The organism is Pseudomonas spartinae, assembly GCF_965197125.1.
In the GTDB taxonomy this organism is placed as follows: Bacteria; Pseudomonadota; Gammaproteobacteria; order Pseudomonadales; family Pseudomonadaceae; genus Aquipseudomonas; species Aquipseudomonas composti_A.
Genome location: NZ_CBDAMB010000002.1, coordinates 72,978 through 86,266, shown reverse-complemented (window position 1 = coordinate 86,266; position 13,289 = coordinate 72,978). Strand labels below are relative to the sequence as shown.

13 protein-coding genes are annotated in these 13,289 nt (G+C 64.4%); 7 read left to right on the top strand and 6 right to left on the bottom strand.

Going from position 1 to position 13,289, the window contains the following annotated elements:
* The gene (locus ACN8M7_RS04205; RefSeq protein WP_061238587.1) at nt 1–432 is read left to right on the top strand and encodes an RNA-binding S4 domain-containing protein; all 432 of its coding nucleotides are present in this window, start codon (nt 1–3) and stop codon (nt 430–432) included.
* 123 nt (nt 433–555) lie between these two features.
* Here the strand turns inward: ACN8M7_RS04205 and ACN8M7_RS04200 are convergent, their stop codons facing one another.
* A complete protein-coding gene (locus ACN8M7_RS04200; RefSeq protein ID WP_490259883.1) occupies nt 556–1,350 on the bottom strand; it encodes a phosphatase PAP2 family protein in 795 nt (264 codons plus the stop codon).
* A gap of 216 nt (nt 1,351–1,566) precedes the next feature.
* Between ACN8M7_RS04200 and hslO the strand changes: the two genes are divergently transcribed.
* From hslO to ACN8M7_RS04185, 3 genes are all read left to right on the top strand, one after another.
* The gene (gene hslO / locus ACN8M7_RS04195) at nt 1,567–2,454 is read left to right on the top strand and encodes an Hsp33 family molecular chaperone HslO (RefSeq protein ID WP_061238585.1); all 888 of its coding nucleotides are present in this window, start codon (nt 1,567–1,569) and stop codon (nt 2,452–2,454) included.
* 168 nt (nt 2,455–2,622) lie between these two features.
* Entirely contained in the window at nt 2,623–4,164 is a 1,542-nt protein-coding gene (locus tag ACN8M7_RS04190) for a phosphoenolpyruvate carboxykinase (RefSeq protein WP_061238584.1), read from the top strand.
* 168 nt (nt 4,165–4,332) lie between these two features.
* Nucleotides 4,333–6,261 carry a RecQ family ATP-dependent DNA helicase gene (locus tag ACN8M7_RS04185; RefSeq protein WP_490259882.1) on the top strand — a complete coding sequence of 643 codons (1,929 nt, stop codon included), beginning with the start codon at nt 4,333–4,335 and terminating at the stop codon, nt 6,259–6,261.
* Between the two features lie 6 nt (nt 6,262–6,267).
* Here the strand turns inward: ACN8M7_RS04185 and ACN8M7_RS04180 are convergent, their stop codons facing one another.
* The 5 genes from ACN8M7_RS04180 to ACN8M7_RS04160 are packed head-to-tail and all read right to left on the bottom strand — an operon-like array spanning nt 6,268 to nt 10,226.
* Nucleotides 6,268–6,867, bottom strand: coding sequence for an ABC-type transport auxiliary lipoprotein family protein (locus ACN8M7_RS04180; RefSeq protein ID WP_490259881.1), 600 nt, complete (start codon nt 6,865–6,867; stop codon nt 6,268–6,270).
* On the bottom strand, nt 6,864–7,781 hold the full coding sequence (locus ACN8M7_RS04175; protein ID WP_061238581.1) for an MlaD family protein: 918 nt from the start codon (nt 7,779–7,781) through the stop codon (nt 6,864–6,866). The genes ACN8M7_RS04180 and ACN8M7_RS04175 overlap by 4 nt, the downstream gene beginning before the upstream one ends.
* Nucleotides 7,782–8,567, bottom strand: a complete 786-nt coding sequence (locus ACN8M7_RS04170) for an ABC transporter ATP-binding protein (protein WP_490259880.1) — start codon at nt 8,565–8,567, stop codon at nt 7,782–7,784. It lies immediately after the preceding gene.
* Nucleotides 8,564–9,703 carry an ABC transporter permease gene (locus ACN8M7_RS04165; protein WP_490259879.1) on the bottom strand — a complete coding sequence of 380 codons (1,140 nt, stop codon included), beginning with the start codon at nt 9,701–9,703 and terminating at the stop codon, nt 8,564–8,566. The genes ACN8M7_RS04170 and ACN8M7_RS04165 overlap by 4 nt, the downstream gene beginning before the upstream one ends.
* Nucleotides 9,704–9,749: 46 nt before the next feature.
* Nucleotides 9,750–10,226, bottom strand: coding sequence for a hypothetical protein (locus ACN8M7_RS04160; RefSeq protein ID WP_490259878.1), 477 nt, complete (start codon nt 10,224–10,226; stop codon nt 9,750–9,752).
* 108 nt (nt 10,227–10,334) lie between these two features.
* Between ACN8M7_RS04160 and ACN8M7_RS04155 the strand changes: the two genes are divergently transcribed.
* From ACN8M7_RS04155 to ACN8M7_RS04145, 3 genes are all read left to right on the top strand, one after another.
* The gene (locus ACN8M7_RS04155) at nt 10,335–11,819 is read left to right on the top strand and encodes a flavin-containing monooxygenase (RefSeq protein WP_490259877.1); all 1,485 of its coding nucleotides are present in this window, start codon (nt 10,335–10,337) and stop codon (nt 11,817–11,819) included.
* A 145-nt stretch (nt 11,820–11,964) separates the two neighbouring features.
* Nucleotides 11,965–12,132, top strand: a complete 168-nt coding sequence (locus ACN8M7_RS04150) for a hypothetical protein (protein ID WP_197432151.1) — start codon at nt 11,965–11,967, stop codon at nt 12,130–12,132.
* Between the two features lie 235 nt (nt 12,133–12,367).
* The gene (locus tag ACN8M7_RS04145) at nt 12,368–13,288 is read left to right on the top strand and encodes an aldo/keto reductase (protein WP_490259876.1); all 921 of its coding nucleotides are present in this window, start codon (nt 12,368–12,370) and stop codon (nt 13,286–13,288) included.
* Nucleotide 13,289: the final 1 nt, after the last annotated feature.

Below are 13,289 nucleotides of genomic sequence, written 5' to 3'. Positions count from 1 at the left end.
ATGAGCGAAAAAGACGACGACAAGGTGCGCCTGGACAAATGGTTGTGGGCGGCGCGCTTCTACAAGACCCGAGCCCTGGCCAAGGCGGCTATAGAAGGTGGCAAGGTGCACCACCGCGGTGACCGATGCAAGCCGGGCAAGGAGCCCAGGGTCGGTGATGAATACGTGTTGCGTACCGGTTTCGACGAGCGCACCGTGGTTGTGCTGGCGCTGTCCGCCGTGCGCCGTGGTGCGCCCGAGGCGCAACTGCTCTACCGTGAAACCGAAGAGAGCATCGCGCGCCGCGAACAGGCTGCGGCGATGCGCAAGGCCGGTGGCCTCGGCGTACAGACCGACGGTCGTCCGAGCAAGAAGCAGCGCCGACAGATCCACCAGTTCAACGAGCAGCAGGATGGCGGCTTGCGCCACCCCTGGGCGGACGAGGACGAATAGGGCTACCTGCCCGTAGGATGTGCTGTGCTGCGCACCGCCCCTACACCGACCGATGTTGGCGCAGCCTTGGGCTGGCGGGGCAGCACGCTTGCCTGTAGCCCGGATTGCTCCGGGCTACTTCGTTCAGCGTCCGCTGACGATGCTCAGGCGGCCCAGCAGGGGGAGTTTGCTCAGGCGCGAGGTGATCGGCAGGGTGATCTTCTCCAGCCATTCGCTGGCGTGATAGCCCAGAGGGGTGTAACAGCTCCAGGCCAGCGCCAGCAGGCTGAGGAATACGCCGCCGACGAAGGCGTCTGCCCCCCAGTGAGCGCCCGCCACCAGGCGCGGCAATATGCCGATCACGGTAATGCCCCAGACCAGCAGCAGACGCCAGCCGCGGGCGAAGAAGCTCATGAAGTAAGCCCAGATCAGCAGCACGGAGGCGTGGTCACCGGGGAAGCTGCGGCTGGCGCTGTCCTTCAGGTCCCAGCGTTCTTCCCAGGCCGGGAACATTTCGGTCAGGCGCGCGCTGCCTTCTACCACCAGGGACGGACTGGCGTGCTGCCAGCCCATGTATTCGACCAGATCGGAAAACAGCACGCGTATCAGCAGCATCACCACCAGGGCGACCAGGAAGGCGAACAGTGCCCGGCGCACCTGCGGCCCGGTGAACACCAGGTCGGCCTTGAGCATGACCGCCAGCATGACCACGCCAACGCCCGCATCGACCGGGCGCATGCTGCCGATGGCCCAGATGTGTGCCCACAGGCCGCCAGCGTGTACCGGGTCGTTGAGCAGCTTGAACAGCCACAGGTCGAAGTGGTTCCACAGCTCGCGCGTGGGTTGCCATAACCAGCTGACGAGCAGCACGACGGCCACGAGGTGGCAGACCAGCAGGGCGCGTGGTTGCCAGTGGCGATTGATGAACGTGCTCGACATGAGAAGTCCCTTTGCAGATTTATGACAGACCCTTTCGGGCGCGCGGATGATAGGCACTCTTGGCGACAGTGCAAGGCCATCTGTGCCGCTGTTCAGTCCAGGTTCAGGGCTGAATCCGTTTTTTGTGAGCGCGCGCACATGACGTTCGGGCCTTGGTTGTGCCGGCATTTGTGCATAAAATCGCCAGCCTTTTTTACAGACCCTGGGCCACCCGCCATGAACGACTTCAGTCAACGCTTTCTCTTCGACGACACCGATGTGCGTGGTGAGATGGTCGCTCTGCGCGAGAGCTACGCTCATGTGCTGGCCAAACACGCCTACCCGCAGCCGGTGGCACAGCTACTCGGCGAGATGATGGCCGCTGCCGCGTTGCTGGTCGGTACCCTCAAGTTCGACGGCCTGCTGGTGCTGCAGGCGCGCTCCGAAGGCCCGCTGTCGCTGCTGATGGTGGAGTGCTCCAGCGCCCGTGAGCTGCGCGGCATTGCCCGTTACGACGGCGAGCAGATCGGCGCCGATGCCGACCTGCAGAGCCTGATGCCCCAAGGTGTGCTGGCAATCACCATCGATCCGACCCGTGGCCAGCGCTACCAGGGTATCGTCGACCTGGACGGCGTGGACCTGGCGCAGTGCCTGTCCAACTACTTCGCCAGCTCCGAGCAGTTGCCGACGCGCTTCTGGCTCAAGGCCGACGGCCAACGTGCGCGCGGTCTGCTGCTGCAGCAACTGCCGGTGCACCACCAGACCGAGCCCGAGGCACGCGCCGAGAGCTGGAACCACGTGCTGACCCTGGCTGACACCCTGAGCGCCGAAGAGCTGCTGGGCCTGGACAATGCGACGCTGCTGCATCGCCTGTACCACGAAGAGAACGTGCGTCTGTTCGACGAGCAGCCGCTGCAGTTTCGCTGCAGCTGCTCGCGTGAGCGCTCGGCCAGTGCCCTGGCCAGCCTCGGTCAGGCCGATGCCGAGCTCTTGCTGGCCGAGCAGGGCGGTAGCGTGGTGATCGACTGTCAGTTCTGTAACGAACGCTATGCCTTCGATGCCGCCGACATCGCCCAGCTGTTTGCCGGAGCCGGTAGCGAGGCGCCGTCGCAGACCCGTCACTGATGAACCTCTCGCGCCAATAGACTGTCACTATCGGGGCAAGATCGGATCGGAGGCTGCCAAGCTGATCGCTTTTCTGGCATACTCCCGCGACTTTTTTACCGTGTAGCGCAGTTGCCCCTGTACTACACAACGTTCGGAAGACTCGGCCAGCGGCCGACGGGGACCCTCATGACGCAAGCCAACAACGCCGTGTACACCGACATCAGCGCCGCGCAACTGGTCGAAGAAGCCATTCGCCGTGGTGAAGGGGAACTGGCCGCCAACGGCGCGCTGGTCGTACGCACCGGTCATCGCACTGGCCGCTCGCCGGCTGATCGATTCATCGTTCAGGAGCCGAGCACCGAGGCACAAATCGCCTGGGGCAACATCAACCGTCCGTTCCCGGCCGACAAGTTCGCTGCCCTGTGGGAGCGTGTCGAGGCCTTCAACGCCGCTCAGGATCACTTCGTTTCCTATGTTCACGTCGGCTCCGCCGAAGAGCACTACCTGCCGGTCAAGATGACCACCGCTACCGCCTGGCAGAACCTGTTCGGCCGTCAGCTGTTCATCAACCCCGAGTCCTACAACCCGGGCGCCAAGGCCGAGTGGCAGATCCTCAACGTCGCCAATTTCGAGTGCGTGCCTGAGCGTGACGGCACCAACTCCGACGGCTGCGTGATCATCAACTTCGCGGCGCGCAAGGTGCTGATCGCCGGCATGCGTTACGCCGGTGAAATGAAGAAAGCCATGTTCTCCGTGCAGAACTTCCTGCTGCCGGAAAAAGACGTGCTGCCGATGCACTGTGCCGCCAACATCGGCGAAGAAGGCGACGTGACCCTGTTCTTCGGTCTGTCCGGCACCGGCAAGACCACCCTGTCCGCCGACGAGTCGCGTTACCTGATCGGTGATGACGAGCACGGCTGGGGCGAGGGCGTGGTGTTCAACGTCGAAGGTGGCTGCTACGCCAAGTGCATCGACCTGTCCGAGAAGAACGAGCCGGTGATCTGGAAAGCCATCCAGTTCGGCACCGTGCTGGAAAACGTCGTGCTCGACGACAGCCGTACTCCGGATTACGCCGACGACAGCCTGACCCAGAACAGCCGCGCGGCCTACCCGCTGGAGTACGTCGAGAAGCGCAGCGAGAAGAACCTGGGCGGCGAGCCGAATGCCGTGATCTTCCTGACCTGCGACCTGACCGGCGTACTGCCGCCGGTGTCGATCCTCAACAACGAGCAGGCGGCCTACCACTTCCTGTCCGGCTACACCGCGCTGGTTGGTTCCACCGAAATGGGTTCGGGCGGCGGCATCAAGTCGACCTTCTCCACCTGCTTCGGCGCGCCGTTCTTCCCGCGTCCGGCTGGCGTCTATGCCGAGCTGCTGATCAAGCGCATCAACGCCTTCGGCTCCAAGGTCTACCTGGTCAACACCGGCTGGACTGGCGGCGGCTATGGCGTCGGCAAGCGTTTCAACATCCCCACCACCCGTGGCGTGATCGCGGCCATCCAGAGCGGTGCGCTGATCGGTGCCGAGACCGAGCACCTGCCGATCATCAACCTGGACGTGCCGAAGGCCGTGCCGGGCGTCGACACCAACCTGCTCAACCCGCGCAACACCTGGGCAGACAAGAATGCCTACGACGAAGCCGCCAAGGGCCTGGCCAAGCTGTTCATCGACAACTTCGCCAAGTTCGATGTCAGTGAAGCGATCAAGAACGCCGGCCCGCAGCTGTAAGCTCAGCCGTGTTCTCTGACAAAGCCGCCTTCGGGCGGCTTTGTCATTCATGGGGTAGGGTGCGCCGAGCGCACCGGCTTCATCGGTCAATACGGCGGTGCGCATGGCGCACCCTATGCGACCGCGCTATGGTCATGGGCCATTCAGCGGTCAACGGAGTGACAGCGCATGTCCACCCTCAAACGTGTCTTCGGCTTCGATCGTCTGCGCCCCGGTCAGGAGGCGGTGATCAGTGCCGTGCTCGCTGGCCGCTCGGCGGCGGCGATCTTCCCCACCGGCTCGGGCAAGTCCCTGTGCTACCAGTTGCCGGCGTTGCACCTGCCGCACCTGACGCTGGTGATTTCCCCGCTGCTGGCGCTGATGCAGGATCAACTGGCCTTCCTGCATGCCCATGGCATCGCGGCGGCCAGCATCGACTCGGCGCAAAGTCGCGAGCAGGCTGCCGAGGTGATGAACCGCGCCCGCAGCGGCGAGCTGAAGATCCTGATGATCTCGGTGGAGCGCCTGAAGAACGAGCGTTTTCGCAACTTCATCGCCCAGGTGCCGATCTCCCTGCTGGTGGTCGACGAGGCGCACTGCATCTCCGAATGGGGCCACAACTTCCGCCCGGACTACCTCAAGCTGCCGGACTACCAGCGCCAGTTCGGCATCAATCAGGTGCTGCTGCTCACCGCTACGGCGACGCCCAAGGTGATCGCCGACATGCGCGAGAAATTCGCCATCACCGAGGCGGACGTGGTCACCACCGGCTTCTATCGACCCAACCTCAATCTGTTGGTCGAGCCGGTGCCCGGCGGCGCCAAGTTGCGGCGCCTGCAGGATTGGCTGGCACCGCGTCGTGGCCAGGCGAGCATCGTCTACGTCACCCAGCAGAAGAGCGCCGAGCAGGTCGCCGAACGCCTGGCGCGCGATGGTCTGGCGGTCAGCGCCTACCACGCCGGTATGGCGCACGAGGCACGCGAGTCGATCCAGCGCCGTTTCATGGCTGGCGAGCTGGAATGTATCGTCGCCACCATCGCTTTCGGCATGGGCATCGACAAGCGTGACATCCGCAATGTGGTGCACTTCGACCTGCCCAAATCGGTGGAGAACTACAGCCAGGAGATCGGCCGTGCCGGGCGCGATGGCCAGCCTTCCGACTGCCTGGTGCTGGCCAGCCGCGACGGTCTCAGCGTGCTGGAAAATTTTGTCTATGGCGACACGCCAGAACTCTCCGGCATTCGCGCCGTGCTCGACGACCTACGCGCGGTCGGCACGGGTGGGCAGTGGGAGCTGATGCTCAATCAGCTGGCGGATCTGAGCAATATCCGCGCGCTGCCGCTCAAGACCCTGCTGGTGCAGCTGGAGCTGCGTGGCGTCATTGCGCCGCGCTATGCCTACTTCGCCGAGTACCGCTTCAAGTTGCTGCTCGATGACGAGGCGCTGCTGGCCAAGTTCGACGGCGAGCGCCGTCTGTTCGTAGAGTCCATCCTGTCCAGCTCTCGCCGCGCGCGGACGTGGAATACCCTGGATTTCGATGTGCTGTACCGCGATCACGGCGCCGAGCGTGCGCGGGTGGTCAAGGCGCTGGATTACTTCCAGGAAAAGGGCTGGCTGGAGCTGGAAAGCAAGCAGATGACCGAGGTCTATGCCGTGCTCGACGGCGACTTCGATGTGGCGGTGCTGGCCAATGATCTGCACGCGCACTTTCGCGCCCATGAGAGCAGCGAAATCGCCCGCATCCAGGCCATGCTCGCCCTGTTCGAGAGCCGTGAATGCTTGAGCCGGCGGCTGGCGCTGTACTTCGGTGATGAGCAGGCGCCCGAGCATTGTGGGCATTGCTCGGTATGCCTGGGACGTGTCGCCACCCTGCCGCAACCGCCAGAGCTGCCGCCGTTGAGCGCTCGTGATGCGCAGGCGCTATGCGCGGCCTTCGTCGAAAAGCATCTGCAGCACGCCGGCGAAAGACCGAGCCATGAGTGCCTGACGCGCTTTCTCTGTGGTGTGACCACGCCGCTGTTGACCAAGCTCAAGGCGCGTCAGCTGGCCGGCTTCGCTGCGCTGGAGGATTACCCTTACGCTGAAGTGCGAACCTGGCTCGAGACGTCGATCTCGTAGCGCATCCTACGGGATGGCGCGCTGTCCTTCGGCCAGTGTCCAGTCCACCAGCTCACGGGACAATTGATCGCCGGCCTGACCGAAGGCCGTCACCACCGAGGCAATCGAGGTGTCGCGTGCCGGCTGGCTGACGCTGAAGCGGCGGCTGGCGAGGATGCGTTGGTCGCGTGCGTCGACCAGGCGCACATCGAGCTGGATCAGCGCCTCGGCAACACCGTCGCGGTACTGGCTGTGGAAGCTGCGCAGGTCGCTGACCAGCTCGAGGTCGGCCTGCAGGCGCTGTTCCTCGTTGCTCAGTGCCTGAATCCGTCCGTCGTCGTGGAAGGCGTCGAGCAGGCGGCCGCGCAGCAACTGCGGGGTGCGCTCGCTCCAGCGTACGCCCTGATAGGTGTTGATCCGGCCCGGCTCGGGCAACACGATGATGCGCGTGCCGTCGAGCATCTGGTTGCTGCTCGGGCTGTCCACCCGCAAGGACCAGTCCAAGCGCTGGGTTTGCGCCGGCAGCGTGGCGCCCGGCAGCAGGTAGATATCCAGCGGTTCGCTCTGCGGCAGGATCGAGCAGGCGCCGAGCAGGCTGGCGGCCAGCAGCAGGGACAGACGCTTCATGGTTGGAACTCCTTGATGCTGTCGTTACGCAGCAGGTAGCCGGTGGGGTCCTGCTCCAGGCGACGGGAGAAGCCGCGCAGGGCACTGAGGGTGTCGTGCAGTTCGCCAATCGCCGGGCCCAGCTCGGCGAGGCCCTGCATGCCGTTGTCCAGCGCACTGCGATTGCTCTGCAGCAGCTCCTCGATAGTGCGGCTGCTGCGTTCCAGCGAAGCCATCAGACGCTCGGCATTCTCCAGTACCTGGCTGCCCTGGCCATCGAGCAGGTGATTGGCGGTGCGCATCAGCTCGGCCGCTTCGCGGGTGGCGGCACTGGTCTGGCGCAGGACTTCGCCCAGCTCACCGCGTTGCTCGGCGATACCTGCGGTGGCCTGCTCCAGATTCTCCAGGGTGCGCGACACGCGCTCGGCGTTCTCGCGCGACAGCATGCGGTTGGCGCGGTTGAGCAGGCGCGTGATGTTGACCACCAGGTCTTCGCCGTTGGCCATCAGCCGCGACAGTGGTGAACGGTCGGCGATGATGATGCCGGGCTTTCCATTCTGGCTTTCCAGCGCCGGGCTTTCCGGGCTGCCGCCATGCAACTGGATGACCGCCAGGCCGGTGATGCCGGTGATCGACAGGCGCGCGCGGGTGTCCTGTTTGATGGGGGTATTGCCGACGATGCGAATACGTGCGCGCACGGTGCGTGGGTCGTCCGGGTCGAGCCCCAGTCTGATCACGTCGCCGACCTTGATACCGCTGTACTGCACGGCGCTGCCCTGTGACAGGCCGGTGACTGCCTCGTTGAAGATCACCTCGTAGTCGGTGAAGGCGCGGTCCGCTCCAGCCTTGCTCAGCCACAGGCCGAACAGCAGTGCCGCGCCCACCGTGAGCACGGTGAACAGGCCGATCAGCACATGATGGGCTCTGGGTTCCATTCATTGACTCCCTGCCGCCGCAGCGGTCTGTGCGGCCGCGCGTCCACGCGGGCCGTGAAAATATTCCTGAATCCAGGCGTCGTCGGTGGCCGCCACCACGTCCAGGCGATCGGCCACCAGCACCTTCTTCTGCGCCAGCACCGCGACCCGGTCGCAGATGCTGTAGAGCGTGTCCAGGTCGTGGGTCACCAGAAACACGCTCAAGCCCAGGCTGTCGCTCAGGGTGCGGATCAGTTGGTCGAAGGCCGCCGCGCCAATCGGGTCGAGGCCGGCGGTGGGCTCGTCGAGAAACAGGATGTCCGGGTCCAGTGCCAGGGCGCGGGCCAGGGCGGCGCGCTTGACCATGCCGCCGGACAGCGAACTGGGATACTTGCTGCCGGCGTCCTGCGGCAGGCCGGCCAGGGCGATCTTGACCCGCGCCAGGCGCTCGGCGGCGGCGCGCGACAGGCCAGCATGCTCGATCAGCGGCAGGGCGACGTTCTCGCTGACGGTCAGCGAGGAGAACAGCGCACCGCGCTGGTAGAGCACGCCGAAACGCCGTTCCAGCTGCGAGCGCTTCTCGGCCGGCAGGCTCAGTAGCTCGTCGCCGAAAACGCGCACGGTGCCGGCATTGGGCCGGCGCAGGCCGACGATGCTGCGCAGCAACACCGACTTGCCGGTGCCGGAGCCGCCGACCACGCCGAGAATCTCGCCACGGTACAGGTCGAAATCCAGGTGTTCGTGCACCACCTGGCTGCCGAAGCGATTGCACAGGTCGCGTACCTCGATGACGCTATCCCGGCTCACCAGCCCATCTCCATCAGGAACAACGCTGCCAGGGCATCGAGGAGGATTACGACGAAGATCGACTGCACCACCGCCGAGGTGGTGTGCTCGCCCACCGATTGCGCGCTGCCGCTGACCTTGAAGCCTTCCAGGCAGCCGATCAGGGCGATCAGGAAGGCGAAGATCGGCGCCTTGAGCAGGCCCACCAGAAGGTGCCGCAGCAGGTCACTGTCTTGCAGGATCGACAAATACATGGCGATTGGAATATCCAGCGACAGGGCGCAGACCAGGGCGCCGCCGAGCATGCCGCTGAGCATCGCGATGAAGGTCAGGATTGGCAGGGCGATGAGCATGGCGAACACCCGCGGCAGCACCAGCAGCTCGATGGGGCTCAGGCCGAGGGTGCGAATGGCGTCGATCTCCTCGTTGGCCTTCATCGAACCGATTTGTGCGGTGAAGGCGCTGGCTGTGCGCCCGGCCATGAGAATGGCGGTGAGCAGCACGCCGAACTCACGCAGGAAGGAGAAGGCGACCAGGTTCACCGTATAGATGGTGGCGCCGAAGTCGGCGAGGATGGTGGCGCCGAGAAAGGCCACCACGGCGCCCACCAGAAAGGTCAGCAGGGCGACGATGGGCACCGCATTGAGCCCGCATTGTTCCAGGTGTGCGGCCAGCGAGGTCAGGCGCCAGCGCGCTGGGCGCACGGTTATCGCCAGCATGCTGGTCAGGGTAAGGCCCATGAAACCGAGCAGAGCGCGGCCCTGGTGCCACAGGTTTTCGACCACTTCACCGATATGCCCGAGCACCTCGCGCAGCACCGACGGCTCCGCTGCGGTCTGCGTCTCGCTGCTGCCGGCCATGGCGTTGGCCACCGTCAGCAACAGGGCGCGGTGTTGTTCGTCGAGCTGTGCCTGTTGGATCAGCCGGCGCAGACGTTCACTGCCGAACAGCTCCACCAGCAGGGCCGCACCTGCGGTATCCAGGGCCGCCAGCTGACTGAGGTCGACGGGCTCCTCGCCCTGGATCCGTTCGCGCAGGGCCAGAACCTGGGGCTCGAGTCGGTTGTAGTGGGCCAGCGTCCAGTCGCCACCCAGCCGCAAGCCGCTGGCGGCCTCCGTGCTGCTGGTCTGCTGCGTGGTCAGGTAGGGTGTGGTCATCGCCACAGCTTAGCGCCGCACGGGCGCATCCGACCAGTCGTGTGGTTCACTCGGCATTGCGCGCCTCTTCTAAGGCCAGTTGCTGGATATAGGCAGCGAATCCCGGGTCTTCACCGCGCAACAGTTGCGGCAGGCGTTCGCGGAAATCCTCGCGGCGGCTCCATTCGCGCATGTAGTCCTCCCAGGAGTGCCAGCGGCGTCGGCGTTTCTCGTCCATCTTCGGCTCGTAGAGCAGCAGGTAGGCGCGCTCGAACAGCGACACCAGCATGTCGAAGATCACCAGCATGCGCTCCTGCTGCTCGTCGCTGAGATCGGCCGTCGCGCGTTGGCTGCGCAGGCGCAGGTCGGGGTTGGCCAGTACCACTTCGAGAAAGTCGATGTAGGCGTCGGATACCTGCTGCCAGGTGGCGTCCTCTTCGTTCTGCCGTTCCTTGCGCTGTTCGAAGAGAAATACGGCGATGGCAAACGGCAACGCCACCACGGTGACGATGTAGGACAGCAGTTCCCAGTTGGCCGTGTTCATGAGTGCTCTCGCCGGTTATTCCTGAGCCACTCTAGCCACACTAAAGAACGGATGACAGCGCTCTCGACTAGGGTGAAGCTCAGCGTTCATCTCTAGCGAGTGTGTCTCATGTCCGTGGAACACCTGGATGTTCTGATCATCGGCGCTGGCCTGTCCGGTGTCGGCGCCGCCTGCCACCTCAAGCGCCAGTGCCCGGGCAAGCGTTTCGCCGTGCTGGAAGGGCGCGAAGCCATGGGCGGGACCTGGGATCTGTTTCGCTATCCGGGCATCCGCTCCGACTCGGACATGTACACCCTCGGCTACAACTTCAAACCCTGGAGCGCCCCCCAGGCCATCGCCGATGGCCCGTCGATTCGCCGCTATATCGAGCAGACCGCCGCCGAGCAGGGTATCGAGCGGCTGATCCGTTATCGCCACAAGGTGCTCAAAGCCGATTGGTGCAGTGCCAGCGCCACTTGGCAACTGCTGGTGCAGCGCGGTGACGACAGCGAGCCGCTGCACATGAGCTGTCAGTTCCTGATGATGTGCACCGGCTACTACCGCTACGAGGCCGGCTACACCCCGGATTTTGCCGGGCGCGATGACTATCAGGGCACCTTCATCCACCCGCAGGAATGGCCGCAGGGGTTCGACTGCAGCGGCAAGCGCGTGCTGGTGATCGGCAGTGGCGCCACCGCCGTGACCCTGGTGCCGGCGTTGGCCGAGCAGGGCGCGCAGGTCACCATGCTGCAGCGATCACCCAGCTATGTGATCAACTTGCCGCAGCGCGATGGGTTGTCCAATGCGCTGCGCCGTGTTCTGCCCGAGACGTGGGTGTATCGCCTGGCACGCGGCCGCAATGTGACCCTGCAACTGGTCTTCTACAAACTGGCCAAGCGCTTTCCCAATCTAGTGCGCCGAGTGCTGCTGGGTTTGGTGCGGCGGCAACTGGGCGACGTCGATCTGCGCCACTTCAGCCCCAGCTACAAGCCCTGGGACCAGCGCGTCTGCGCGGTGCCTGACGGCGATCTGTTCCGCGTGCTGCGCCAGGGCAAGGCGCAGGTGGTGACGGCCGAGATCGAGCGCTTGACCGCGCAGGGGATTCGCCTGAAGAACGGTGAGGAGCTGGCAGCGGATGTGATCGTCAGCGCCACCGGCCTGCAATTGCAGCTGTTCGGCGGTATCGCCGTGAGCGTCGATGGTGCGCCCTTCGAAGCGCCGAAGAGCATGGGTTATCGCGGCATCATGTTGCGTGATCTGCCCAACCTGGCGGTGGTGATGGGCTACACCAATGCCAGCTGGACGCTCAAGGCCGATCTTTCCAGCGAGTACTTCTGCCGCCTGATCAATCACATGCAGCGCATCGGCATGCGTCAGGTGACGCCGCGCGATAGCGACGGCAAGGTGCGGCCAGAGCCCTTTCTCGACCTGCAGTCGGGCTATATCGAACGCGCCTCGCACCTGCTGCCGGCTCAGGGCGACCGGGTGCCATGGAAGCTGCACCAGAACTACCTGCTGGATCTGGCGCTGCTGCGCTACGGCAGGTTGGAAGACGATTATCTGCTGTTCTCCACCCCGCAGCGCGCGGAGCAGGGGGCGTTGACGCAGCCTTGATGGCAACACGGCTATAGCGAATGTCCTACAAAAAAATGCAGAATTGCGCCGCTTTATTTCCTGGCACTGCGCCACTACTATTTTGCGAAGTGCGTCACGGATGAGCTGGTGGGTGCTGGGCACCCCATATAACGAGAGGTCGGCCATGAAGGAACAGCGCCATTTACCGGCACTGCGTGCTCACATCGAGCAACTACTGAACAAGGGTTGGAGCATTTCCAGCCGTAACCCCCTTACCCTGCAGAACGGCCATCGTTGCTATCTCGTCTCCCACGGGATGCTGATCAGCGAGTCGGCTGCGCGCGCTGCCTGATCACTGTTTCCCGACCGTTGCGCCTTTATCCCCTGTGGCGCAGCGGCGTTTTTGGTTACCGGATATTGCGTCCGGGGCCTGCCCTATTTCCTCTGTCGCTACCGTCATCGCCGCGCTGCAGCGGTTTTCCTCTCGACTTGCCTCGTTCGATCTCGTTCCGCCAGTGGATGTAACGCCTTGGCCCTTGCGTGGTCAGTGCCTATAACCAATCGGTCACTGTTCGAGGAACCACGTCATGCCCAGTCGTCGTCGAGTCCTGCAAGGCAGCGCCAGTCTGGCGGCGCTGGCCGCCCTGATGCCCTGGTTACCGTCTTTCGCTTCCGTCTCCGAGACCCTGCTGACCCGGGCCATTCCCAGCAGCGGCGAGCAGTTGCCGGTGATCGGCCTGGGAACCTCACGCACTCATGATGTAGCCATGACCGACGAGGCCCTGCAGCCACTGCGCGACGTGCTGCGGGAACTGGTCAACGGCGGTGCCAGCCTGGTGGATACCGCGCCCAGCTACGGGCGTGCAGAAGCGGTATGCGGTGCCCTGGCTGCTGAAGACGACATGCGCAAGAAGTTGTTCCTGGCCAGCAAGGTGTCCTCCACCGGGCGCGCTGCCGGTGAGCGCCAGGTTCAGGCCAGTTTCGCCGCGCTGCGCACCGACACCATCGACCTGATGCAGGTGCACAACCTGCAGGACACCAGTACTCAGCTCGGCCTGTTGCGCGATCTCAAGGCGCAGGGGCGGGTGCGTTACATCGGCGTTACCCACTATCTGGATTCCGCCCACGATCGTCTGCTCGAGGTCCTGCGCACGGAGCCGGTGGATTTCGTTCAGTTCAACTATTCCATCGGTGAGCGCAACGCCGAGCGTGAGCTGTTGCCGTTCTGCGCCGACAAGGGCATCGCCGTGCTGATCAACCGGCCATTTCAGCGCGCGGCGCTATTCGATCGGGTCAAGGGCAAGAGCCTGCCTGACTGGGTGGCGATGGAGCTGGGAGCCACCTCCTGGGCACAGGTCATGCTCAAGTTCATCCTCGCCAACCCGGCGGTGACCGCAGTGATTCCGGCCACCTCCAACCCCCGTTATATGGCTGACAACATTCTCGCCGGGCAGGGGCGCTTGCCCGACGCGGCGCAGCGCCAGCGCATCATCGAACTGTTCGCCTGAA

Excerpts from the sequence above, each read along its gene's own strand:
- ACN8M7_RS04205 (WP_061238587.1), top strand. The coding sequence starts at position 1 with ATGAGCGAAAAAGACGACGACAAGGTGCGCCTGGACAAATGGTTGTGG.
- ACN8M7_RS04200 (WP_490259883.1), bottom strand. The coding sequence starts at position 1,350 with ATGTCGAGCACGTTCATCAATCGCCACTGGCAACCACGCGCCCTGCTG.
- hslO (WP_061238585.1), top strand. The coding sequence starts at position 1,567 with ATGAACGACTTCAGTCAACGCTTTCTCTTCGACGACACCGATGTGCGT.
- ACN8M7_RS04190 (WP_061238584.1), top strand. The coding sequence starts at position 2,623 with ATGACGCAAGCCAACAACGCCGTGTACACCGACATCAGCGCCGCGCAA.
- ACN8M7_RS04185 (WP_490259882.1), top strand. The coding sequence starts at position 4,333 with ATGTCCACCCTCAAACGTGTCTTCGGCTTCGATCGTCTGCGCCCCGGT.
- ACN8M7_RS04180 (WP_490259881.1), bottom strand. The coding sequence starts at position 6,867 with ATGAAGCGTCTGTCCCTGCTGCTGGCCGCCAGCCTGCTCGGCGCCTGC.
- ACN8M7_RS04175 (WP_061238581.1), bottom strand. The coding sequence starts at position 7,781 with ATGGAACCCAGAGCCCATCATGTGCTGATCGGCCTGTTCACCGTGCTC.
- ACN8M7_RS04165 (WP_490259879.1), bottom strand. The coding sequence starts at position 9,703 with ATGACCACACCCTACCTGACCACGCAGCAGACCAGCAGCACGGAGGCC.
- ACN8M7_RS04160 (WP_490259878.1), bottom strand. The coding sequence starts at position 10,226 with ATGAACACGGCCAACTGGGAACTGCTGTCCTACATCGTCACCGTGGTG.
- ACN8M7_RS04155 (WP_490259877.1), top strand. The coding sequence starts at position 10,335 with ATGTCCGTGGAACACCTGGATGTTCTGATCATCGGCGCTGGCCTGTCC.
- ACN8M7_RS04150 (WP_197432151.1), top strand. The coding sequence starts at position 11,965 with ATGAAGGAACAGCGCCATTTACCGGCACTGCGTGCTCACATCGAGCAA.
- ACN8M7_RS04145 (WP_490259876.1), top strand. The coding sequence starts at position 12,368 with ATGCCCAGTCGTCGTCGAGTCCTGCAAGGCAGCGCCAGTCTGGCGGCG.